The sequence below is a fragment of the Rheinheimera soli genome, assembly GCF_031457405.1.
In the GTDB taxonomy this organism is placed as follows: Bacteria; Pseudomonadota; Gammaproteobacteria; order Enterobacterales; family Alteromonadaceae; genus Pararheinheimera; species Pararheinheimera soli_A.
In genome coordinates, this window is the sequence record NZ_JAVDWR010000010.1 from 76,015 (window position 1) to 98,694 (window position 22,680).

At 46.1% G+C, this 22,680-nt stretch carries 16 protein-coding genes; 4 read left to right on the forward strand and 12 right to left on the reverse strand.

Annotated features, from left to right (window positions below; translation table 11 throughout):
* Window positions 1-10: 10 nt before the first annotated feature.
* Window positions 11-796, forward strand: a complete 786-nt coding sequence (locus tag J2W69_RS14235; RefSeq protein WP_310279665.1) for an alpha/beta fold hydrolase — start codon at window positions 11-13, stop codon at window positions 794-796.
* Here the strand turns inward: J2W69_RS14235 and J2W69_RS14240 are convergent.
* From J2W69_RS14240 to J2W69_RS14250, 3 genes are all read right to left on the reverse strand, one after another.
* Entirely contained in the window at window positions 747-1,424 is a 678-nt protein-coding gene (locus J2W69_RS14240) for a tRNA-uridine aminocarboxypropyltransferase (protein WP_310279667.1), read from the reverse strand. The two genes, J2W69_RS14235 and J2W69_RS14240, sit on opposite strands and share 50 nt — an antisense overlap.
* A gap of 104 nt (window positions 1,425-1,528) precedes the next feature.
* Window positions 1,529-3,259 carry a bifunctional isocitrate dehydrogenase kinase/phosphatase gene (gene aceK, locus J2W69_RS14245; protein ID WP_310279669.1) on the reverse strand — a complete coding sequence of 577 codons (1,731 nt, stop codon included), beginning with the start codon at window positions 3,257-3,259 and terminating at the stop codon, window positions 1,529-1,531.
* Between the two features lie 54 nt (window positions 3,260-3,313).
* Entirely contained in the window at window positions 3,314-4,213 is a 900-nt protein-coding gene (locus J2W69_RS14250) for a hypothetical protein (RefSeq protein WP_310279671.1), read from the reverse strand.
* A gap of 206 nt (window positions 4,214-4,419) precedes the next feature.
* On the opposite strand from J2W69_RS14250, the gene J2W69_RS14255 reads away from it, so the two are divergent.
* Complete coding sequence (locus J2W69_RS14255; RefSeq protein ID WP_233079209.1) at window positions 4,420-5,358, forward strand: SPFH domain-containing protein; 939 nt, start codon at window positions 4,420-4,422, stop codon at window positions 5,356-5,358.
* 20 nt (window positions 5,359-5,378) lie between these two features.
* The gene (locus tag J2W69_RS14260; protein ID WP_310279675.1) at window positions 5,379-5,852 is read left to right on the forward strand and encodes an NfeD family protein; all 474 of its coding nucleotides are present in this window, start codon (window positions 5,379-5,381) and stop codon (window positions 5,850-5,852) included.
* Between the two features lie 77 nt (window positions 5,853-5,929).
* Here the strand turns inward: J2W69_RS14260 and J2W69_RS14265 are convergent, their stop codons facing one another.
* Entirely contained in the window at window positions 5,930-8,473 is a 2,544-nt protein-coding gene (locus tag J2W69_RS14265) for an EAL domain-containing protein (protein ID WP_310279676.1), read from the reverse strand.
* 266 nt (window positions 8,474-8,739) lie between these two features.
* Between J2W69_RS14265 and J2W69_RS14270 the strand changes: the two genes are divergently transcribed.
* The gene (locus tag J2W69_RS14270) at window positions 8,740-9,801 is read left to right on the forward strand and encodes an alpha/beta hydrolase family protein (protein WP_310279678.1); all 1,062 of its coding nucleotides are present in this window, start codon (window positions 8,740-8,742) and stop codon (window positions 9,799-9,801) included.
* 17 nt (window positions 9,802-9,818) lie between these two features.
* On the opposite strand, the gene J2W69_RS14275 is transcribed toward J2W69_RS14270, so the two are convergent.
* From J2W69_RS14275 to gltB, 8 genes are all read right to left on the reverse strand, one after another.
* Complete coding sequence (locus J2W69_RS14275) at window positions 9,819-11,636, reverse strand: Lnb N-terminal periplasmic domain-containing protein (RefSeq protein WP_310279680.1); 1,818 nt, start codon at window positions 11,634-11,636, stop codon at window positions 9,819-9,821.
* Between the two features lie 101 nt (window positions 11,637-11,737).
* The gene (locus J2W69_RS14280) at window positions 11,738-12,223 is read right to left on the reverse strand and encodes a DUF3015 family protein (RefSeq protein WP_310279682.1); all 486 of its coding nucleotides are present in this window, start codon (window positions 12,221-12,223) and stop codon (window positions 11,738-11,740) included.
* A gap of 127 nt (window positions 12,224-12,350) precedes the next feature.
* Window positions 12,351-13,067 (reverse strand): cupin domain-containing protein, encoded by a 717-nt coding sequence (locus J2W69_RS14285; protein WP_310279685.1) that lies wholly within the window; start codon window positions 13,065-13,067, stop codon window positions 12,351-12,353.
* A 5-nt stretch (window positions 13,068-13,072) separates the two neighbouring features.
* On the reverse strand, window positions 13,073-13,324 hold the full coding sequence (locus J2W69_RS14290; protein ID WP_310279687.1) for a TIGR03643 family protein: 252 nt from the start codon (window positions 13,322-13,324) through the stop codon (window positions 13,073-13,075).
* A 78-nt stretch (window positions 13,325-13,402) separates the two neighbouring features.
* Complete coding sequence (locus tag J2W69_RS14295) at window positions 13,403-14,431, reverse strand: DUF2804 domain-containing protein (RefSeq protein WP_310279689.1); 1,029 nt, start codon at window positions 14,429-14,431, stop codon at window positions 13,403-13,405.
* Window positions 14,432-14,475: 44 nt separating this feature from the next.
* Window positions 14,476-16,383: a propionyl-CoA synthetase gene (locus tag J2W69_RS14300; RefSeq protein ID WP_310279691.1), complete on the reverse strand. Its 1,908-nt coding sequence runs from the start codon at window positions 16,381-16,383 to the stop codon at window positions 14,476-14,478.
* A 264-nt stretch (window positions 16,384-16,647) separates the two neighbouring features.
* A complete protein-coding gene (locus tag J2W69_RS14305; protein ID WP_310279693.1) occupies window positions 16,648-18,060 on the reverse strand; it encodes an FAD-dependent oxidoreductase in 1,413 nt (470 codons plus the stop codon).
* 11 nt (window positions 18,061-18,071) lie between these two features.
* Window positions 18,072-22,538, reverse strand: coding sequence for a glutamate synthase large subunit (gene gltB / locus J2W69_RS14310; protein WP_310279695.1), 4,467 nt, complete (start codon window positions 22,536-22,538; stop codon window positions 18,072-18,074).
* Window positions 22,539-22,680: the final 142 nt, after the last annotated feature.

The following is a 22,680-nucleotide window of genomic DNA, read 5'->3' on the forward strand; positions in this document are numbered from 1 at the left end:
TACTGGCCAGATGGAATTAACGACAGACCAAACACCGGTGCTGTTGCTGCGTGGTCTATTACGCGAAAGCAGGCACTGGCTGAACTTTCCAGCCTTGTTAAGTGCAACACTTAAGCGGCCGGTATTGACGCTGGATTTGCCCGGTTGTGGGGTGTTAAACCAACAGAGATCTGCCACTTCAGTGCCTGCTTTACGGCAACAACTGCAACAACAATGGGCAGAGCGCTACCCACAGTATCAGGGGCAACAGCTTCATCTGGTGGCTATATCCATGGGCGGCATGCTGGCGCTGGACTGGGCGCTTGATGCGCCACAGCAGGTAAAATCTCTGGTACTGATAAACAGCAGCAGTGCGGGGTTAAGCCCGTTTTGGCACAGACTGCAGATGCGTAATTACTTCAAAGTGCTGCTATCTGTGCTGGCAGGCCCGATACAACGCGAAGAGCTGATATGGCAAATGACAGTCAGCTCAGCACTGCAGCCTGAGGTTTTAAAACAATGGCAGCAATGGGCCATAGAACACCCCGTCAGTCGCACCAATGCTTTACGTCAGCTTTGGGCCGCCAGTCGTTTTCGGGCTGAACGCAAGCCACTTTGTCCGGTGTTAATTCTTTCTGGTCTGGCGGATCAACTGGTGTCGCCACAGTGCAGCGTAGCTTTAGCCAATCAACTCAATGCACCTTTACTGACACATCCTACTGCAGGCCATGACTTACCTCTGGATGCGACCCAGTGGCTGGTCAGCGTTATAGATCAAAATTTAAATGAGGTTTACCGGCAATATAATTGCGCCTGAAGGTAGTGAAATAACCAGCTAAATCTTCACTTGCCTGTTGATCTCCGGCCAACTCCAATACGGCAATGCCAACTTCAGCAGTACAAAGCTGGTGCTCATGAGCTGCTTCGCGCAACTGATACAAGGAACTTTTTGCTGGTTGAATGCCAAGCACAGGAAAACCATCTAAATAAGGGCTTTTGCTGAACATCTTTTTCGCTTCACGCCAGGTTCCATCCAGCATCACAAAAAGCGGAATTTTATCGCCAGTCTTGACCCCATTAATACAACGCTCAGCCGCTGCATATTGCTGAGGGAATACCACTATCGGGGCGTAACGAGGATTTTCCAGCAAAGCCAAAAGCTCTGGATCAGGTTGGGTTCTGTCCCAGACAAAGGCAAAGTTTTCCGGCGCTACATCTGCAATTAAACGCCCTGTATTGGTGGGCTTATAAGCTTCGCCTTTATACATGACAAAACAAAAGGCACTGCGGCTGGATGGTTTGGGTTTGGCTGCGCAAATACAATCCGGCACCGGCAATAAACACAAAGGGCAGCGAATAACACGGCTACCACGGGCATTAAATACCCGGACCGTTTTTTGTAATTCGCGCTCTCGCAGCGCCATCACTGAATTGATATGAGACACAAACCGGATCCTTTATTACCGCCAGACACCATGCCTGAACGGGCGGCGGCATTGTACTTAAGCTAATAAAGCTTTGATACCGTTTAATTCATACTCTAAGTGAGTTATCGCGGGTATAGCGATATAAAGCGCTGGCTTTGTGGATAAGGAAACACATCTTCCACTATGCCATCACGAATACGCTGCTGCTTTTGCTGCCAGTAGCTGGCATCCATCAGTTCAGGATGGCTTTGAATTAACATCTGGCGGATATCATTTTGTGCTGTGACATAAGTTGTGATTTGCTCAGGGAATACGTCACCAGGGCCCACCGAATACCAGGGCTCATTGCTTAACATATCATCGTAGTTATCGGTTTTTGGAATAGTGCGGAAATTCACATCCAGCAGGTACTGCACTTCGTCGTAATCATAAAAAATCACCCGGCCGTGGCGGGTGACACCAAAGTTTTTCAGCAGCATATCGCCAGGGAAAATATTAGCAGCAATCATATCTTTCAGCGCCTGGCCATAATCCGCCATCATCTTCACTTTTTGCTCATGGCTTGCCTGCTCTAAATATAAATTCAGCGGCAGCATCCGCCTCTCAATGTACAAGTGTTTGATAATCACCATGTCATCTTCAATCTGCATTGAACCAGCAATGCTTTGTTGCAGCTCTTCCAGCAATTCAGGGCTGAATCTGTTGCGCGGCAGGGCCACATCTGAATATTCCATGGTATCGGCCATGCGGCCAACCCTGTCGTGTTTTTTCACCAACAGATAACGGGCTTTGACTGTGTCGCGGCCAAACTCTTTGGTTGGCGCAAATTTGTCGCGGATCACCTTAAACACATAAGGGAAAGAGGGCAGAGTAAATACCATCATGACCATGCCCCGAATGCCGGGCGCCGCAACAAACTGATCGTTGGATTTATCCAGATGCGTCAGCAGTTCACGGTAAAACTCGGTTTTGCCTTGTTTATGCAGGCCAACGGACGAATACAGCTCGGCCAGGGTTTTATGCGGCAGCAGCTCTTTCAGAAAATGTACCAAAGCCGAAGGCACTGTCATTTCCACCATAAAATATGCGCGGGAAAAACCAAAAATTATGGTCATTTGTTGTGGATCTGTGAGTAAGGTATCCACATAAATACCCTGATCCTCATCGTGCAGCAGCGGAATAATAAAAGGCTGCTGACCGTCTGGTGTCACCACCCGCCCAACAATATAGGCGGCTTTATTACGGAAAAACAGCGACTTTAAAACATCAAAACGCACCAGATGCACAGGGAAATGACCATGGCTGGACTGGCCAATAAAAGTACGCACCAATAAACGGATATCCCGCTCTAAATCAACAAAAGGAGCTTGTAAATGAAAGCTGGCGACAATAGCTCTGATGCTTTGTTTTAAACCATATTGAGCCGGAAAATAACTTTCATACACCGAAGCTATTGGAGCGGGCAGGCGTTGTTTGCTTAAAGTGGACTCAACAAAAATATTCTGATTATGAAAGTACTTGCGTTCGTACAAGCGGCAAAATACCGAGTTGTAAAAGGTTTCAGCCAGTTCAGCTTGCGGATGAAATAATAAATACTGCTGGTACTGCTGCTTCACCTGTTGCCACAAACAGTCATTTAATTCAGTGCCTGTCAGCTTTTGCTGCAGTAAGGCCAGAGTTTCACTTACCCGTAAATCGTAATAAGAAATTCGCTCCGAGCTGATACGTTGCAATTCCAGCCAGTTTTTTTGGGCATAACTTTGCTGGGCCAAAGCGGTGATTTTTTGAAACAAGCTAAAATGGCGGCGAAAGCCTTTTAAAATAAGATCAGCTATATCTGTAGCTTGCAGCATAACCACATTTCCTGAAAAACCTTAGTTCAGAAATAACTGAAATCCGACCAGATATCAATTGCTGCTTTTAAAATCACTGCTTTGAAACCAATATCTGCTGTTATTCACAGGAGTATCAGGGCTTAACAGTGGGTTTTTTATGCTGATCCACTGAGTGGCTGTCTTTTGTTGCAGAGGAAATACATGGCGCGTAAGCTCATGCTGCTGCATATGCTGAAGCAGTTCGCCATCATCAATCATTTGCTCCAGCCCTTGTTCAATCCATAAAGCCAAAGCTTCATTATTTTTATGGGTAAAAAAATAAATGGTAAAAGGGTAGTGCAACATCAGTGAATCATAACGTAGCAGCTCAGGGTATAAAGTGTGGCGTTTTTTCAGTTCAATCACCCCTTCATGCACACCGCGTGGGAAATAATCACAACGTTTAGCTACCATCTGTTTAAATATATTTTCGTAGACAGGAGCTTCTTCCACTTTGAGGCCAGAGTTTCGCATAATCTCTACATCAGGCCAGAAAGCACCCTGACAGGCGGTAAATTGCTGCAGTTGCTGCAGGCTGTGGATGTTATTAAAGTTTGCGATTGAGTCTTTATGCAGAATAAATTTGCGAAAGCCCATTAAACCGCGTTCCAAAGGTATACGGATAGCCCGGAATTCCTGTTCTTTTTTCAGATCTGTACCCACCCAAAATACATCTAAAAACTCACCTTTATCCAGCTGGCGCAAAGCACGGCCCTGTTCCATTATAAAAGTGGTCTTCAGCTCTGGTACTTTGCGCCCGGCAGCAGCTTTGGTTAAAGCTTTCGTTAATAAGCTGCTGTAATACTGATGACCAATATCAAATTCTGAGCGGGGTTTGGGGATCAATACCTGCTTCGGTGTTTCAGAGCTGCTGGCCTGAGTTTCAAAACAGCACATAAATGCGCAGGCAAGCGTCAGTAAAAACAACTTCATAACAAAACCTCAGGGCATCCACAGCGCTAAGTGTAAATGCCCGCAATATAAAGAACTAGTTTTATTGGCTGACGTTTTAGCCTTTAACCCTGGTTTGGCCTGATACGCAATTTAATTGTTAATAAATTGAATATTATTCCTTGAAGGTCGCAAAAATCCGTTAAGCTATAAGCCATATTTAATTAGTTCATTCTTAAGGACAAGTTATGCTTGAAACAAATTTAATTGTCACAGCAGCTCTGGTACTGGCTGTGTTGATACTGATTGGCAAAACTGTGGTGATTTTGCCACAAAATATGGCTTACATTATTGAGCGTTTAGGCAAATATTATGAAACTCAAACGGCAGGTTTGCAGTTTGTTATTCCTTTTATTGATCGTATTGCCTACAAAGTTTCATTAAAAGAAAGCGCCATTGATATTCCAAGCCAATCCGCTATTACCAAAGATAATATCAGCCTGACGATAGATGGCGTGTTGTATATCAAGGTGATGGAACCTTACAAAGCATCTTATGGTATTGATAACTATGTGTATGCCGTGATCCAACTGGCACAAACATCAATGCGTTCTGAAATAGGTAAGCTGGATTTAGACAAAACTTTTGAAGAACGTGACAGCCTGAACGTCAAAATTATCCATGCCATTAATCAGGCTTCTGCCGCCTGGGGTGTGCAGGTGATGCGTTATGAAATTAAAGATATTAATCCTCCGGCTTCTGTTTTGGATGCCATGGAAAAACAAATGCGGGCTGAACGGGAAAAACGCGCTTCTATTCTGGACTCTGAAGGTAAACGTCAGGCCGCAATCAATATAGCTGAGGGTGCCAAGCAAGCGACAGTACTGTCCGCTGAAGCGGAGCGGGAGCAGCAGGTATTAAAAGCTGAAGGTGAAGCTCTTTCTATTACCTTAGTGGCAGAAGCAAAAGCCAGAGCATTAACCATGATAGGTCAGGCAGCAGCTACTACTGAAGGTCAGGCTGCAGTGTTGCTGGATTTAGCCACTGAAGCTATTGCCGCGAAAAAAGCCATAGCCCGTGAATCTACAGTAGTACTGATGGATAACGATAAGTCTTCAGCCGGAAATACAGTAGCTGAAGCTTTGGGTGTGGTGGCTGCTATTCAAAAATCCGGGGTTTTGTCTTAAGGACTATGTAAGGATTATCTATGGAACTGAATCTGTTATCCGGCTTATTACTTCTGGCTTTGTTGTGTCTGGCTTTATTGCCTTTTGCGATTCCTGGTGTATTGGAAGTATTACTGTCTTTGGCTATTGCAGCCTTTGTCAGCGCCGCCCTGATGTGGTTTGGCTGGTTGCCGGATGACACCAGTCTGGTTCTGCTTAGTTTGGCTATGTTAACGGCTTTATCTGCTGTGTTGCTGTGGAAGCCTTTGCGTAAACTGCAAAAAACCGGCATCCGTTTGCAGGAAGACAGCGCTATTTCTGATTTTGTTGGTACAGAGCTGGTGTTGACTGAGCAAGCAAATAAAGACAGTGACAGTCATATTCAGTTTTGTGGTCTGGAATGGCGGGTCAGGTTAGATCCGGAAGATGTCGCCCTGCTTGTCGAACCAGGACAAACAGTAGTGATCAGTTCCGCTATGGTTGGATTGCTGCTGGTAAAAAGCAAAACCAGCTGATGCTGTTTATCCCCTGACTTTATAATGCTACAGAGGCGGGCTTATGCCTGCCTCTGTATCAGCTTGTGTGGCGGAGTTCAGCTTAACCTGAAACCTTGCTGGTCAAAATCAAGCAGCCATTGGCTAAAAGTGGCAAAAGGCATAGGTTTAGCCAGCAAATAACCCTGCACTGCATCAGCGCCTAAACGTCGGGCAAACTCCAGCTCTTTTAAGGTCTCTACTCCTTCTATCACTGTATAAAGTTGCAAAGACTTGCCTAACATGACGGCGTATCTTAAAACCGTATCGTCATTTAACCGCACTGCCTGGCATAACAAATCCCTGTCAATTTTTAGCTCACCTAAAGGTAAACCCTGTAAACGGGCTAAAGAAGATTGCCCCACACCAAAATCATCCAAAGAGATCCGAATATTAGAGCGCTCCAATAGTTTAAGTGCTTGTTCTGAGTCTTTGACTAAATCAACAAAAGCAGTTTCGGTCAGCTCCAGTTGCAGCGGTACACTAGAGTAACTGGTGCTTTTGACCGCTTCTATGACCCTTGAAATTAAAGCTGTGTTACGTAAATCCAGCGGAGATATATTCATCGACAAACGCAGATGAGCGCCGGCATCTGTCAGTTGTTTTTGCAGGATCAGGCTTTTATCCAGCACCCATTCGGTGACCTGACTGATCATGCCGGTTTGTTCAGCTAATGGAATAAAATCATCAGGTGCTATCTGGCCCATTTTGGGGTGATACCAGCGGATCAGTAACTCAGCAGCATGAATTTTTTGTTGTTTCATATCCAGAATAGGCTGCACATAGAGCTCCAGTAAGTCGTCCTGCAGTGCGATATTCAGCTCAGACAATAAGTGGATATGCTCCAGATTGTGTTCCAGATACAAAGGCTCATAAGGCAGGTAGTCGCCAGCTCTGTCGGCATGTTCTATGGCGGCTAAAGCTAAATCCAGAGTATCAACGGCTTTGGGGCAATCGGCCGGATAATGCACAGAGCTGTATACAGTGCCTAAATCCAGTTGCAGATTGTCTACTTTTAACAAAGCGTCCAGTTGGTGCCTTAGTAGTTCAAACTGTGAACGAAAATCCGTTGGAGCAATCAGCACAGCATAACTATCCCGTTCCAGCGCAAACAAACTGGGGTACTGTGCTTCTGTCTGGCGTTGCTGTTCACCCCAGCGTTTGAGTAGTTTGCTAAAACCTATAATGGTGTGATTGGCTTCTTCCACCCCTAAAGCCCGTTCAATCTGCCGAAATCGTTGATGTTCTATCATCACCAGATAAAAATCACTGTTTCGTTGTTGATCCAGTTGTTCCAGCCTGTTGAGTAGCGCTTGTTTATTCGGTAAATCAGAAACATGTTCTTTCAGTGCCAGATCCAGAGCTTTCTGCTGCATGTTTTGAATATGCTGTTGCTGATCAAGAATTTGCTGCTGAAATGCAATTTTTTTATTTTTTTCCATATATAAATTCTGCAGCATGGCAAACACAAAAAACAATGCAGCTAAGGCATTGCCTACTTCCATAGCTGAATTGGTCAGCACTACTTCAGGCAGGTAACCTTTACTACGCAGTATCATCACAGCCACACCAGTCAGCATGGTTAATAATGCCATTGACAGAAACAACGCATGAGCATGGCGTTTATGCAGTAACCAGAAACTGGCAAGCAACATCAGGCAGCCCGTTAAAGCCGTTAACTCTACTCCGGTTTTCTTCAGCCAATAGCCACCCAACCAAGGGCTGGCAAACAGCAATAACACAGCAAAAATCCGGATCAACTGAAAAGGCCACATCAACCAGTTGGGGCTGTCGGTGGTGCGGAAAAATGACAGCATAAAAACAGATGCGAATAAAGAACCCAGCACTGCTCCATATTCAATCACCAGATTGAAGTCAGGTGAGTTTGGCCAGACATAAGCAAACAATAATCCGTTAATTTCCAGCTGTATTAACACCACTGTAAAAAACATGCCGGAAAAAGCCAAAAAATAGCCATGGCGATAAATCAGATAAAGTCCGGCGGAAAGTGCAATCAGGCATGAAAAAATACCGCTGAACAGGCTTTGGATAAACACCGCCTGATGTTCCTGCTGCTCCATTTCCCGGGTGCTGCTGCGTTGCAGCGGCAACATATTGGCTCCCTGATTGGTCACTTTAGCAAAAAGCCACAAATCTTCTGTACTGGCTGGCAGCGGAATAACAAAATTCAGCGTGGGTAAAGGTCGCAGCTTATAGAGTTGCCTGTCTCCAAGCTGATAGCTGTGCAGCAGCTTTAATTGCCGATCCAGTACATAAAGTTCAACCTGATCTAAAAAGGGCGCCTGCACCGACAAGGCTGTTTCTGTGCTGCTGGCGCTCAGCCGGGTTTTATACCAGTAGGAACTTTGCTGATAACCCAGACTGGCGGTTGAGCCCGGCAGGAGTTGCCATTGATCGGTTGGCTGGAGCAGCACCTGCTGTAATTCTGAACTTTGTTCAGTGACAGGAAAATAATGCAGTGGATTGAGGGGTTTTAACATCTGCTGTGGCATCAGATGGACCAGCAGCAATGCAACGAGCAGCCCTGCACATAAGGCCAGAAAAAACAAAGTGTGGAACAAAGGGTTTTGGCGGAAGGTCATAACAGCTCAAGCAGAAAGCACCTGCTCTAACCTTAGCTGGCTGAATGGCAGATGCAACGCTCAAACTGATAAATCCAATAAAATTTCTACACCTAAAAACTCTGTTCGAATTTATTGAACAGCCTTATCAATTTTTATCGCTTTTTAATTGAGCAAGCAAAGCCGATACTTGCGTCACTTGGGTATATAGGACAGATCCTTCTTCAGTTCTGTCCGTACCCAGTCAGGCTGGCAAGTGCTGTCAGATTTTAGTAAAGAGGATTTATATGCGAACTGTGACCGGGATAAAAGCTTTAGGCTTAGCTGCATTAACAGGACTTCTGCTGATGTCTTTAAGTGGCTGTTCGCAAAAACAGGCCTTAACTTCTGTGGTCTGGCAGCAGCAATTAAATTTACCCTCTGTGCTGCATTCTACTGAAGTTGCTCAAAGCTTATCGCTGACTATCGACGAAATCAGTTTTGATTGGCTGGATCAAAGCAGGAAGCGGGTCGTGCCGGCTTTGTTGTTTAAACCTGCCCATCAGAAAAAAGCCAAAGCCTTGATCGTATTTTCTCACGGTTTAGGCGGCTCGAAAGAGCGTTACGCTTATTTAGGTCAGTACTGGGCCAGTCAGGGTTATGCCAGTTTGCATGTGCAACACGACGGCAGTGACCGCAAAGTATGGCGTGGTAACAGGTTGTTATTGCCTTTGCGTTTAATGGATGCTGCGGATGCAAGCGAAGCTTTAGCCCGGGTACAAGATGTGAAGTTTGCTTTGGATAAAATTCTGGCCTCTGAATACGCAGCAGATTTCGACGAGCAGAATATTATGATGGCGGGCCATTCCTATGGCGCTAATACCTCAATGTTATTAAGTGGTGCTCAGGTGGAGCAAAAGGGTGAATTAGTCAGCCTGAAAGATGACAGGATTAAAGCTGCTATTTTAATTTCAGCCCCGCCTTTTTATAACGATCAGCCTTTGGATCAAGTGCTGGCAGCAGTGACTATCCCCACTTTACATATCACCACCACTGAAGATGAAATTAAAGTGCCGGGGTATTATTCATCTCCGGCAGACAGATTTGAGCTGTATTACGCTATGGCCAGCAGTTACAAAGTACTGGCAGTGTTCAGCTCAGGCAGCCACAACATTTTTTCAGGCTGGCGCCGCAGTGAAGACGTAGCGCCACAACAGCAAGTGATCAAAGCCGCCACACAGGCCTTATCCAGCGCTTTTATCGAACAAGTTACCACAGGAGATGGCCGTGCTATGGGCTTGTGGGCGCAACAACATCAGGCTGTGTTATCTGATTTCATTCGCTCAGATTTAGTGGCTGTGGTGAATTAAGTAAAAAGTTGTAAGTGTTACCAATAATATCCAAAAGAGAGACCTACTTCGGTCTCTTTTTGTTTTTCTACACTAAAACGCAGATCCCAGTTTTTGTGCTGGCCAAAACGGTTTAACCATTTGCTGCTGACAAATTTCTGTTGATCACCAAAAAAGTAATATCTGTAACCTAGTTCCAGTTGGCTGCGCCACCAAGGGGTGACATCAGTCACTACACCAACTCTTGGTTCTGCTGAAGTGACACCCGTTTCAAAACGATCCTGGTGCAAACGGCCATCAAGCATTAGATACCAAAGGCTAGCCTGCCATTGAGCTGCGTTGCCTAAACCCGCATTAAATTGCAGGCTCTGACAATACCAGCAGCTTAAATCTTGTGGTTTGTACGCAATATTCATTTTCCAGGCATAACCGCCGTCTGCTGGTAGTCCTGTCACCGATAGGTTCATGTTTTCTATGTTCAGCAGCTCAAAGCTATGCAAGTCAGCTTTGCCATCTTGCCAACGTAATTTCAGATCAAACATCGATAGCGCAGAGTAGGGGACACGGGCTGTATCGCTGGTCAACATATCGTAGTAGGTTGCTCTGAATCTGAGTTGCAAAGCCGCCCGTTGCTGATGGCTGATTGCACTGAGCTGCAGTAATGAAGGTAAAGTGCTTTGGTGAGGAGCTGCGGCAGTGTTATACACAGGGTTTTCTGTAGCCGCAGGCAAAATCAGCCGCGCTTTTAATAGCTCTCTCTTGGCTTGTTCTGAGTACAATTCGTGTTTGCTGATCCGTAAGAACTCAAGATAATCAAACAACAGCTGCAACACTTTTACCTTTTGTGCAACAGGCAACTGTTGATAGTCTGGTAGCTCTGTGATGAATCCTTGTTGCACCATCACTGCAACCAACTCTTTTATTGGCTCTGGCAAATCAAGATAAGCCTGATGAAATCTTTGTTGTCGTGAAGGGTGTTGCACCACATCTTCAACCAAAGGATTTCCTTGCTGTTGTACCGTCGCCAGATTATGGAAAATTGACACAGGCAGAGCCCAGGGCTGATTTTTGTTGATCAGCTCAGCATTGACCACCAGCTCCAGTAATTCAGCCATACGAAAGGCACAGTTTTGTTTAAAGAAAAAGTACTGATAGTTGCGGCCTATCAGCTCCCACGCATGTAAACTAAGACTCTTCACTTGTTCTGGCTGCAGGTCCAATTTGTATTCCCACAGATCCCGTAATTCTGCCTCACCATAACTTTGTACATTCAGATAAAACAGGCCATGTGAAAACATCGCATCGTAACCACCGAATATACCTTTGGTGATGTAAATCAAAGGATTTTCTTTCTCAGGTACAGCGGCACCAAAGTTAAGGCTTTGTTGCTGAAGAATATTTTTCGACCCGGAGGAACTGTTAAATTTCAATAGCACATGGCCATAAAATGAAGCAGGGTTACCAAGGTAACCACTGGCAAAAATAGCGCTGACAGAACTAATTTGATCTTTATCCGTCCATTCACTCAGTAAAGGGCATTGGATTTGTGGAGCCTGTGAAAGCAGTTCTGGTAATTGCTGTTTTAACCAGTTAAAACGTGCAGGAAAACGGCATTGGCTATGTGTATTTTTGTCGCTTTCTGCCGCCATAAAAAAGCTGTGCAGAGTTGTTGCAAGCTCAGCTTTTGCATCCTGAGAGCCTTTTGTTGCAAGAAAAAACTCTGGGTCTATTATTTCGCTGCCTGAGGTAGTGTCCCTCATATGTAATAAAGCCAGCCAATAAGGGTCTTGACTCAATTCAGCTATTTTGACTGGTGTTGGCCAAAGAAGATTGGCCTGAACAATAAGCGGAAGCATAAACAAGAATGCAACAAAAGAATATATTGAAAATATATACATACAGAGCCACAAAAATAAAAACCCGCAGCGAAGCGGGTTTGTTGAGATCAAATAGCCAGTTAAATCAACTTACATTGAGCCGCAAAGTCACCTGATACTTTAGCGTCGAGCTGCAGGTAAAAAGCTTCTGCTTTTGCTGAGTTGCCTTCAATGTCTAAATCAATATCAGTACGAACCTGTTCAATAATGGCTGAATGAGCTTCTGCGTCGCAACCCATCATATTTAAAGCGGCAGTCAGATACTCACCGTGGCCAGATACAGTCTCTTCTTCAATAGTCACTATAGTGTCATTGATAAACTGAGCTGCAGCTACGCGGCTACCTTTACATGAGCTATCAGAGCTGATGTTAGATGAAACAGCTGTAGTACCTAAGTCCCAAATGATATTTGAGATGGCAGCAGCTGTTCCATTGTCATCAAAAATCATGGCGCCGATACCACAATGTTTCCATGGATTTATAGAACCAGATTGAGCCTGGACTGTTGGGGATGTAACTAAAGATAACAACACAGCAGAGGTTGCAGCAACCAAAGTTAATTTCATAAAATCTCCGTATTTTTATAATTTATTGCGCCCAGAAGCGCTAACGGAAATTACGATATAGTTTGAAGTTGGTCAATATAATCTTTATATAATACTTTCATTTTTCATAACATTTCCCTTATCAGGTTTATTTGTTAATAAAGCCCTCGTGCAATTGTGCCCCTAAATGCCCCACTTTGACATAAATCAATGCGCCTTCGCTGCCGGTAAAAGGCTGGTGTTTGCTTAAGCCAGGGTTGCGTAACCAACTGCCTTTAGGGTAGCTACCAAACTCGTCCTGAAACAGACCTTCGAGTACATAAATTTCTTCACCCCCTGCGTGCACATGAGGCTGAAAGTGAGTATTGGGTGCCCAGCGCACTAAGGCTGTGTTGATGCCATCAAACTGATGCAAAGGCAGAACCTGCAAGCCTGGCGCTAAACCTGGTAGCCACTGTTGTTGTTCTGGTTTGATACAAAGCTGTTCCGTATCGCCTTCACTGAATTGCCATAGTTTTACCAACAGTACACAACCCTCTTTGGAAAAAGGGGCGTGTGAAGTGCCGGGTGGATTACGTAAGTAAGTACCAACTGGGTAATCGCCATGTTCATCAGAAAAGGTGCCTTCCAGTACCAGAATTTCTTCGCCGCCGCCATGCTGATGTGAGTCAAACTGACTGCCGGCTAAATAACGCACTATGCTGGTGGCTTTGGCCACTTCTGCACCTATTCTGTCTAAAGGCCTTCTGTGAATATCTTTGGCAGGAGACTCATACCAAAGCGCTTGCTCTGGACTTTGTACAATACGCTGACTCAAATCAGTATTTATTTCGCTGCTCATTTGAGCCCAGGGTAATAAAGTCATACTGTTTATCTCTTGTACTGGGTAGGGCAGTAAGCACGATTAATTTCAGGCGAGCGTAGCTTTAAATGTTTAGTCGTACGGCCTGTTGTACGTTTACGCCATAGTTTAAAAGAGCCGCTTTTCAGCTCTTTACGCATCAAATCAATCAGTTGGTGCTGGTTTAAGCCGTATAAGTTTTCTATGGCTTCAAAAGGTGTTCTGTCTTCCCATGCCATTTCAATAATGCGGGATAAATCTTCAGGGCTATAAGTGTTCACTACGTATTTACTTGATATGTTGGACAGGCATTTGCATACGTTATTTTTTGCCTGGCGGACCAGTAGAAAATCGCTAAGTTACCACTTGGCATAATGATCTTCTGCCAACCCTTTTACTTTATTCAGTTGTAGTGTGCTGCCATTTTGAAGTACCACAAACCCAGTATAAAGCCCAACATACTGGCGGAAGTTACTGGCAAGTAAACCTATATTGACCTTTTCCTGACGGCAATACAAAGGGGTAAATTCAAGCTGAACTTCGCCGCAGAGACTGCTGACTTGCCATGGTTTTGTATTGTCTTTGCGATCAAACACAAAAGAGGCGGGGCTTAGATGCTGAATGTGGCCATCAAACCAAAGCGCATTTTCACAAAGGCCGGTTTCATTGACACCTGCGGCCATATTCAAACCAAAAGCTTTGCCGTCAACCATGGCACTGATACTGGCCCAGCGCCAACTGGTTTGGCGGCGCATAAAACCAGCTGAAAAATCATAACCAGCTAAAGCCAAAGTTAAATCTAATGGGTGACCCTGAAGTTCGATCGAACCTGAAACCTTCAAGGCATTGGATTTTTCGGTATAAGTAAAGCCGTTATAGCCTGTGGGGGCACATAAAGCTAAAGGCATCTGGCTGGATTTTTCTATGGTTAAATTTGCCTTTAACTCATTGGTATTTATGTTTAATTGCCAGTCACTAGGGCTGGTTTTTATTGTGACTTTATAAGCAGCAAACTGCTGTTTGGCTTCACCTGCTGATGGTGAATCACTCATTTTACAGCCCAAAGCGCCAGGCAATAACAGCCCTTTGCTGACAGTCTGGTTTGTGTCAAAACGATACAAATAAGCAAAACCTGAATTGGCATACCGAATATCGGCAATAGCCACGGCCAGCACCCAGTCTGAGCCTGTGACACAAATAAACTGAAATTGTTTGTAGTGAAAATAACGGGCCAGGGTGTTGGCTTTTTTGTCCATCAAATTCTGATAAACAAAAGTCTGCAGATTAAAATCCGGGACTGAACCATCAAACAAGCCAAAGGCCGGTTGGCCATTGGCTTGGATCAGTTGTGCTGGTGCTTTGGTCAGTAGTGGCTGATAACTGCTCATAATGCTTCTTAGTAAAAACTTTGTTTTACTTTACTGCAAAGTGATCAGGCTGTGCCAATTAAATCCTTTTGCTGCATCAGCTCTGCAAGCTCAGGTAAACAGGCCGGGTCGTCTATAGTGGATGGCACCGCATAGTCGCTGCCAGTGGCTATTTGTCGCAGCAATTTACGTAAAATTTTGCCGGAGCGGGTTTTAGGTAAACGTTGGACTATAATAGCTTTTTTAAAGCAAGCCAAAGCGCCTATTTCTTGTCGTACCATAGCAACAAGTTCAGCCTCAAGCTGGCTTTCACTGATATCCACACCATTTTTCACCAGCACCATAGCCAAAGGTTGTTGGCCTTTAATGGCCTCGTAAATACCTATCACACAACATTCGGCGACGGCAGGGTGGCTGGCAACTATTTGCTCCATTTCACCTGTGGATAAACGGTGGCCTGCTACGTTAATTACATCGTCAGTGCGGCCCATCACAAATAAATAACCGTCTTCGTCTATGTAACCGCCATCGCCACTGGCGTAATAACCTGGGAAAGTGGATAAATAACCATCGACAAAACGTTCGTCATTGCCCCAGATACTGCTTAAGCAGCCAGGCGGTAACGGCAGTTGCAGCGCTATATAACCTTGTTGATTGGCAGGCACAGGCAGGCCGCTTTCATCCAGAATTTCAACCTTAAAACCCGGTACAGGTACTGTGGATGAACCTGCTTTGGCATTCATTAATTCAAGCCCGGCCGGATTGGCGCTGATAGGCCAGCCGGTTTCAGTTTGCCACCAGTGATCGATCACTGGTTTGCCAATCTTTTCGACCACCCAAAAATAAGTTGCCGGATCAAGCCGCTCTCCTGCCATAAAAATATACTTCAGTGCAGATAAATCATAAGTTTGCAGCAGCGCTTGCGGATCTTCTTTGCGAATAGCCCGAAAGGCGGTGGGAGCTGCAAACAATACATTCACTTTATGTTCGGCGCAGACCCGCCAAAAAGCACTGGCATCTGGGGTAAATACAGGTTTGCCTTCGTACAGCACTGTAGTGCAGCCAGCCAATAAAGGCGCATACACAATATAAGAATGACCAACCACCCAGCCGACATCTGAGGCTGCCCAGAATACATCGCCTGGCTTAGTGTCATACACAGCTTGCATACTGTAATTTAACGCCACAGCATGGCCACCATTGTCCCGCACAACGCCTTTGGGTTTGCCTGTAGTGCCTGAGGTATACAGAATATAAAGCGGATCTGTAGCAAGCACCGGCACACAAGCTGCTGGTTCTGCTAATAGCATTTGCTGCTGCCAGTCCAGATCCCGCCCAGCAACTAAATCGCAAGGCTGCCGCGCTCGCTGATAAACAATACTGCACTGCACCTTGTGACTGGCTTTTTGCAAAGCTTCATCCAACAGCGGTTTGTAGGCAATAATGCGGTTAATTTCGATACCGCAGGAGGCGCTGATAACAAGTTTTGGTGTTGCATCATCGATACGCATCGCCAGTTCATGCGACGAAAAACCACCAAAAACAACAGAATGCACTGCACCTAAACGAGCCACGGCCAGCATAGCTATGGCCGCTTCTGGGATCATCGGCATATAAATCACTACCCGATCACCTTTTTCCAGACCATTGGCTTTGAGCACACCAGCAAAAAGCGCGACCTGATCCCAGAGCTGCAAGTAACTATATTTTTTGGTTTGCCCTGTGACGGGGGAGTCGTAAATCAAAGCGGTTTGATTACCACGGCCTTGTTCAATCTGATGATCCAGCGCCATATAACAGGTGTTCATCACGCCGTCGCTAAACCATTGGTAATGATGATCATCCAGCTTTTTTAAGATGCTGGTCGGCTTTTGATACCAGGCCAGTTTATTGGCCTGCTGGCTCCAGAAATGCTCTGGATCATCAGTGGCCAGCCGCTTGTGCTGCTGATAAAGCGATGTAATTGATGTCATAGAGTACCCTGTCAGTTTTTAGTTATAGCTATGCTTTTATTATCGCCTTACTTTAGCGAATTATGATGCAAAGCGAACTTAGACTTAAGGTGCATATACTTTAGGTGTAGCTCGGACGAAAAAGGAAACAAAAAAGAAAACAAAAGGGCATCAGTGTTAGCCGATGCCCTTGGATTTATTCGAATTTAAGAAGAGCAGGTACTGTAGGGGCTGGGCTTGTCCCTGCCCGTAACCCGCCCCCTACAGCAAGTGCGAAGGCCTAAATCAGACGTTTAGGTAATCCAATATCCCCTCAGCCGCTTTACGGCCCTGGGCTATAGCTGTGACTACCAGATCTGAACCTAAGACCATATCGCCACCTGCGAAGATTTTTTGCTGGTTGGTTTGAAGTGGGTAAGTGCTTTTTTCACTGGCCACGACGCGGCCTTTGTCGTCGAGCTCTACACCCATATCTTTTAACCACTGTGGTGGGCTTGGCTGGAAACCAAAAGCGACAATGACAGCATCTGCCTCTAATACCTGCTCTGAACCCGGCACTGCTTCGGCGTTACGACGGCCTTTGGCATCGGCTGCTCCCATAGCAGTTGTCACTACTTCTATACCACAAGCATGGCCTTCGTCGTTTAACCTGATGCCAAGTGGCTGCAGGTTAAACATAAATTCCACACCTTCTTCGCGGGCATTTTGTACTTCTTTGCGTGAACCCGGCATGCTGGCTTCGTCGCGGCGGTAGGCTAATGTGACTTTGCTGGCGCCCTGACGAATCGCAGTACGCACGCAGTCCATTGAGGTGTCTCCACCGCCTAATACCACTACTTTTTTACCGGCAAGGTTCACATACTGGTGTTCTGTCTGCCAGCCCATCAGATGGTTGATATTACCAATCAGATAAGGCAAAGCTTCATAGACACCAGGTGCTTTTTCGTTAACTAAACCACCTTGCATTGGGGTGTAAGTCCCTAATGCAAGAAATACTGAGTCGTATTCCTGCAGCAGGCTGTCAAAACTGACATCCACACCCACAGTGGTATTTAAACGGAACTCAATGCCCATAGCAGTGAAGATTTCACGGCGTAGTTTCAGTACATCTTTTTCCAGTTTAAAAGGTGGAATACCAAAGGTTAATAAGCCACCAATTTCCGGATAACGGTCAAATACCACAGGGGTAACGCCATTACGAATAAGTACGTCAGCACAAGCTAAACCAGCAGGGCCTGCGCCTATCACCGCAACTTTTAAGCTGGTTTTGACTACGGCCGATAAATCCGGCCGCCAGCCCATTTCAAAGGCTTTGTCGTTAATGTACTTTTCAATAGAACCTATGGTGACTGCACCAAAACCTTCGTTGATGGTACAGGCGCCTTCGCACAAACGATCCTGCGGGCAAACCCGGCCACAGACTTCAGGTAAGCTATTGGTTTTATGCGACAATTCAGCCGCTTCAATAATCTTGCCTTCGTTCGCCAGCTTCAGCCACTGCGGAATATAGTTATGCACAGGGCATTTCCATTCGCAGTAAGGGTTGCCACAGTCCAGACAGCGGTCAGCCTGACCTGATGCCTGAGTGTCTGTCATAGGCTGATAAATTTCTACGAACTCAATGGTCCGCTCGCGGTGTGACTTTTTTGGTGGGTCAACCCGCTTTACGTCGATAAATTGATAAACATTCTGTGCCATAGTTGCCTCCCTTACATCGCCTGAACCCGCAGCTCATCAGAAGAGCGTGCGCGGTGACCAAGCAAGGTGTTGACGTCACTTGTTTTGGGTTTAACCAGTTTGAACTTGCTTAAGTAGTTGTTGAAATCCGTCAGGATCCGGTGCGCTTTTTCGCTACCGGTAGCCTCAACGTGTTGATGCAACAAGCTACGTAAGTGTTCCTGCAGAATTGGTGTGCTGACATCCAGCGCTTCCACCAGTTCAGGGTTCACCCGCAGGCATAAGTCATCCTGTTCATCTAATAAATAAGCAAAACCGCCTGTCATACCAGCACCAAAGTTAACGCCGGTCTGACCTAATACCATCACTACACCACCTGTCATATATTCACAGCAGTTATCGCCTGTGCCTTCTACAACGACTATGGCGCCTGAGTTACGTACGGCAAAACGCTCACCGGCACGGCCAGCAGCGTAGAAACGGCCGCCAGTTGCACCATATAAACAGGTGTTGCCTGCAATAGTGGCGTCGTCTTTGGCATAGCTGACTCCCTTAGGCGGGAATATAGCAATTTGGCCACCTGTCATGCCTTTACCTACATAGTCGTTGGCATCACCTTGCAGAGATAAATGCAAACCACCGGCGTTCCAGACACCAAAGCTCTGGCCTGCAGTACCTATGCAGTTAATCACAATAGGGTCGGTCGCCATGCCCTGATTGCCATGATGACGGGCAATAAAACCAGACAAGGCCGCACCCACTGAACGGTCTGTATTGCGGATAGGCACAGTTAAGCGGCCACCGGTTTTATACTTCACCATATCGGCGCAGCGTTTCACCAGTTCCTGATTTAAAGCGCCATCATCGAACGGGTTATTGTTTTGTACGCAGAACAAGGATTTATCTGATTTAACACCAGAGGCCAATAAAATCGGGCTCAGGTCTAACTTCATTTGTTTCTGCGTTTGGCCTTCGCGGATAGACAATAAATCAGTACGACCTATTAACTGTTCCAGTGAAGTGACGCCCAGTTCAGCCATCAGCTCACGCACTTCGTGCGATAAGAACTTAAAGTAGTTCATCACCATTTCTGGTAAGCCGTTAAAGTGATCGCGGCGTAAGGTCTCATCCTGAGTGGCTACACCGGTCGCGCAGTTATTCAGGTGGCAAATCCGTAAGAATTTGCAGCCTAAAGCCACCATAGGGCCGGTACCAAAACCAAAGCTTTCTGCACCTAAAATAGCGGCTTTAACGACGTCTAAACCGGTTTTTAAGCCGCCATCTACCTGCAGCCGAACCCGGTCACGTAAACCATTTTCAACCAGAGCCTGATGCACTTCAGCTAAACCCAGCTCCCATGGTGAACCAGCATATTTGACCGACGTCAGCGGGCTTGCACCTGTGCCACCGTCATAACCTGATACGGTAATTAAATCGGCGTAGGCTTTAGCCACACCGGTCGCAATAGTACCTACGCCTGGTTCAGACACTAATTTCACTGAAATCAGCGCTTCAGGGTTCACTTGTTTTAAGTCAAAAATCAGCTGAGCCAAATCTTCAATTGAATAAATATCGTGATGTGGCGGCGGTGAAATCAGTGTCACGCCTGGCACTGAATAACGCAGACGCGCAATTTCAGCTGTGACTTTTTCACCTGGCAACTGGCCACCTTCGCCGGGCTTAGCGCCTTGGGCTACTTTGATCTGAATCACTTCAGCATTCACCAGATAATGAGGTGTGACGCCAAAACGACCCGAAGCGACCTGTTTGATTTTACTGTTTTTCTCAGTACCAAAACGGCGTGGATCTTCACCACCTTCACCTGAGTTAGAACGGCCACCTAAACGGTTCATTGCTATAGCCAAAGCTTCATGCGCTTCAGGGCTTAAAGCACCGATAGACATAGCGGCGCTGTCAAAACGCGGATACAGCTGCTCAGCAGCTTGCACCTGATCTAAAGCGACAGGAGTGGCATTGGCTTTGTTTAAGCAAAATAAGTCGCGTAAATGCGCTACAGGGCGCTGATTTACGAAGTCGGAATAGACTTTGTAATCGGCATATTTGCCACTGCGGACGGCTTTTTGCAGGCTTTGCACTACATCAGGGTTATAAGCGTGGTATTCGCCATCATGTACGTACTTCAGCTGGCCACCGTGATTCAGTGGTTTGCGTTTCAACCAGGCGCTGTTGGCGCGGATTTGCACGTCCTGCTGGAAGTCAGCAAAGTCGGCACCCTGAATACGTGAAGGTAAATCAGGGAAACACAGCTTCATCACATTCTGATGAATACCCACAGCCTCAAACAGGTTCGAACAGCGATAACTCGCTACAGTCGAAATCCCCATTTTTGACATGATTTTGTACAGGCCCTTGTTAATACCTTTACGGTAATTCAGCACGGCCTGACGGGCGGTCAGGTTCAGACTGCCTTTTTCCACCAGTTGCTCAATAGTCTCATAAGCCAGGAATGGATAAATACCTGTAGCACCTAAACCTACCAATACAGCAAAGTGATGCGGGTCACGGGTCGTTGCAGTTTCGATAATAATGTTCGAGTCGCAGCGTAACTGGTTATCCACTAAAGCGTGATGTACAGCGCCCACAGCCATAGCGGCCGGAATAGGGATCAGGCCTTGTTCAATACGGCGGTCTGTTAAGATCACCAGCACCACTTTATCTTCACGCACCACACGCACAGCTTCAGCGCAAACACGGCGCACAGCTGTTTCCATATCTTCGTCATTTGGATCGAAGTTCAGGGAAATAGTGTGATGTTTGTAATATTTCTCGTCAGCCGCTTTTAACTGTTTTAAATCGCTGTACATCATCACAGGAGATTCAAACTGAATACGGCGGGCATAACCTGCAGTTTCACTGAAGACGTTGTGTTCACGGCCTATGCTGGTCGCCAGCGACATGACGTGGGCTTCACGTAGTGGATCTATGGGCGGGTTAGTCACCTGCGCAAACAACTGGCGGAAATAGTCGTAGAAAGTACGGGTTTTTTGCGACAATACAGCCATTGGCGTATCGTCACCCATAGAACCTACCGCTTCCTGGCCGTCTTTTGCCAGTACTGTCACGACCTGTTCAATTTCTTCATAGCTGTAGTTAAACAGCTTATGGAACACCATCATCTGATCGTCAGTAAAGACCCTTTTGCCTATCAGGTCAGTTTCAAACTGTTCGTAAGGTACTAAACGTTGTACGTTAGCTGACAACCATTTGCGGTACGGGTGGCGAACCATTAAATCCTGGTCAATTTCTTCTGAGCGCCAGATTTTTCCTGTCTGCGTATCCACAGCCAGCATTTCGCCCGGGCCAACGCGGCCTTTTTCCTGCACTTCATCAGGTGTGTAATCCCAAATGCCAACTTCAGAAGCCAGCGTAATTAACTTATCTTTGGTAATAACAAAGCGGGCAGGGCGCAAGCCGTTGCGGTCTAAGTTACAGGCCACATGCTGACCATTGGTCATGACTATACCGGCAGGACCATCCCAAGGCTCCATATGCATGGAGTTAAACTCGTAGAAAGCCTTTAAGTTATCGTCCATCACCTTATTGCCTTGCCATGCTGGTGGCACCAGTAAACGCATAGCACGGAATAAATCCATACCACCGGCCAGCAGCAATTCCAGCATATTATCTAAAGAGCTGGAATCTGAACCCGACTGGCTGACAAAAGGTGCAGCAGTGGCTAAGTCAGGTAATAAAGGCGAAGAGAACTTGTACTGACGGGCGCGGGCCCATTGTCTGTTGCCTGTAATGGTATTAATTTCGCCGTTATGCGCTAAAAAGCGGAATGGCTGAGCCAAAGCCCAACGTGGCATAGTGTTAGTAGAGAAGCGTTGGTGAAATACGCAAATGGCGGTTTCCATCCGAACATCTGCTAAGTCCAGATAAAAACGCGGCAGATCTGCCGGCATCATCAGACCTTTAAATACGGTCACCAGACAAGAAAAACTTGGAATATAAAAATCCGCATCATCTGTCAGCTGCTTTTCGATACGGCGTCTGACCATATAAAGGCGACGCTCTAAATCGTGTTCGTTCCAACCTGGCTGGGCACTGACAAAAGCCTGCTTAATTTGTGGCATAGAAGTAAGTGCCAAATCACCCAGCACTGATGTGTCCGTTGGCATATCACGCCAACCGACTAAAGTCAGTGTCTCACGGGTAATTTCTTGTTCAATAATAGCGCGAGCCAGTTCAGCCTTCACCGGATCCTGACTAAAAAAGAAGATGCCCACCCCATACTTTTTGCCCAAAACCCAGCCTTTCTCCTCTGCTATTGCACGGAAAAAACTATCGGGTTTTTGCATTAACAGGCCACAACCATCACCTGTTTTCCCATCCGCTGAAATTCCACCTCTGTGCTGCATGCGGTCTAAACCGCTGATAGCAGTGCGCACAATACGGTGGCTGGCGACGCCTTCTAAATGAGCGATCAGACCAAAGCCACAGTTCTCTCTTGCCTGACTGTGGTGATACAACGCCATGACTCTTCCTCCAACCTGTCCTGAAAACTAAAAAGTAAATAAAAATGTATATTTTGTGAATTATTATTCTTGTGTTTGGCGTTTTTATCCCTGAAAGAAAACAACAGCTCTGCTTTCAGTCAGTTAGGTGGTCCGCATCGTT

Coding starts and splice junctions, on each gene's coding strand:
- J2W69_RS14280 (WP_310279682.1), bottom strand. CDS start 12,223: ATGAAATTAACTTTGGTTGCTGCAACCTCTGCTGTGTTGTTATCTTTA.
- J2W69_RS14285 (WP_310279685.1), bottom strand. CDS start 13,067: ATGACTTTATTACCCTGGGCTCAAATGAGCAGCGAAATAAATACTGAT.
- J2W69_RS14265 (WP_310279676.1), bottom strand. CDS start 8,473: ATGACCTTCCGCCAAAACCCTTTGTTCCACACTTTGTTTTTTCTGGCC.
- J2W69_RS14270 (WP_310279678.1), top strand. CDS start 8,740: ATGCGAACTGTGACCGGGATAAAAGCTTTAGGCTTAGCTGCATTAACA.
- J2W69_RS14275 (WP_310279680.1), bottom strand. CDS start 11,636: ATGCTTCCGCTTATTGTTCAGGCCAATCTTCTTTGGCCAACACCAGTC.
- J2W69_RS14305 (WP_310279693.1), bottom strand. CDS start 18,060: ATGGCACAGAATGTTTATCAATTTATCGACGTAAAGCGGGTTGACCCA.
- J2W69_RS14295 (WP_310279689.1), bottom strand. CDS start 14,431: ATGAGCAGTTATCAGCCACTACTGACCAAAGCACCAGCACAACTGATC.
- J2W69_RS14250 (WP_310279671.1), bottom strand. CDS start 4,213: ATGAAGTTGTTTTTACTGACGCTTGCCTGCGCATTTATGTGCTGTTTT.
- J2W69_RS14235 (WP_310279665.1), top strand. CDS start 11: ATGGAATTAACGACAGACCAAACACCGGTGCTGTTGCTGCGTGGTCTA.
- J2W69_RS14255 (WP_233079209.1), top strand. CDS start 4,420: ATGCTTGAAACAAATTTAATTGTCACAGCAGCTCTGGTACTGGCTGTG.
- aceK (WP_310279669.1), bottom strand. CDS start 3,259: ATGCTGCAAGCTACAGATATAGCTGATCTTATTTTAAAAGGCTTTCGC.
- J2W69_RS14300 (WP_310279691.1), bottom strand. CDS start 16,383: ATGACATCAATTACATCGCTTTATCAGCAGCACAAGCGGCTGGCCACT.
- gltB (WP_310279695.1), bottom strand. CDS start 22,538: ATGGCGTTGTATCACCACAGTCAGGCAAGAGAGAACTGTGGCTTTGGT.
- J2W69_RS14260 (WP_310279675.1), top strand. CDS start 5,379: ATGGAACTGAATCTGTTATCCGGCTTATTACTTCTGGCTTTGTTGTGT.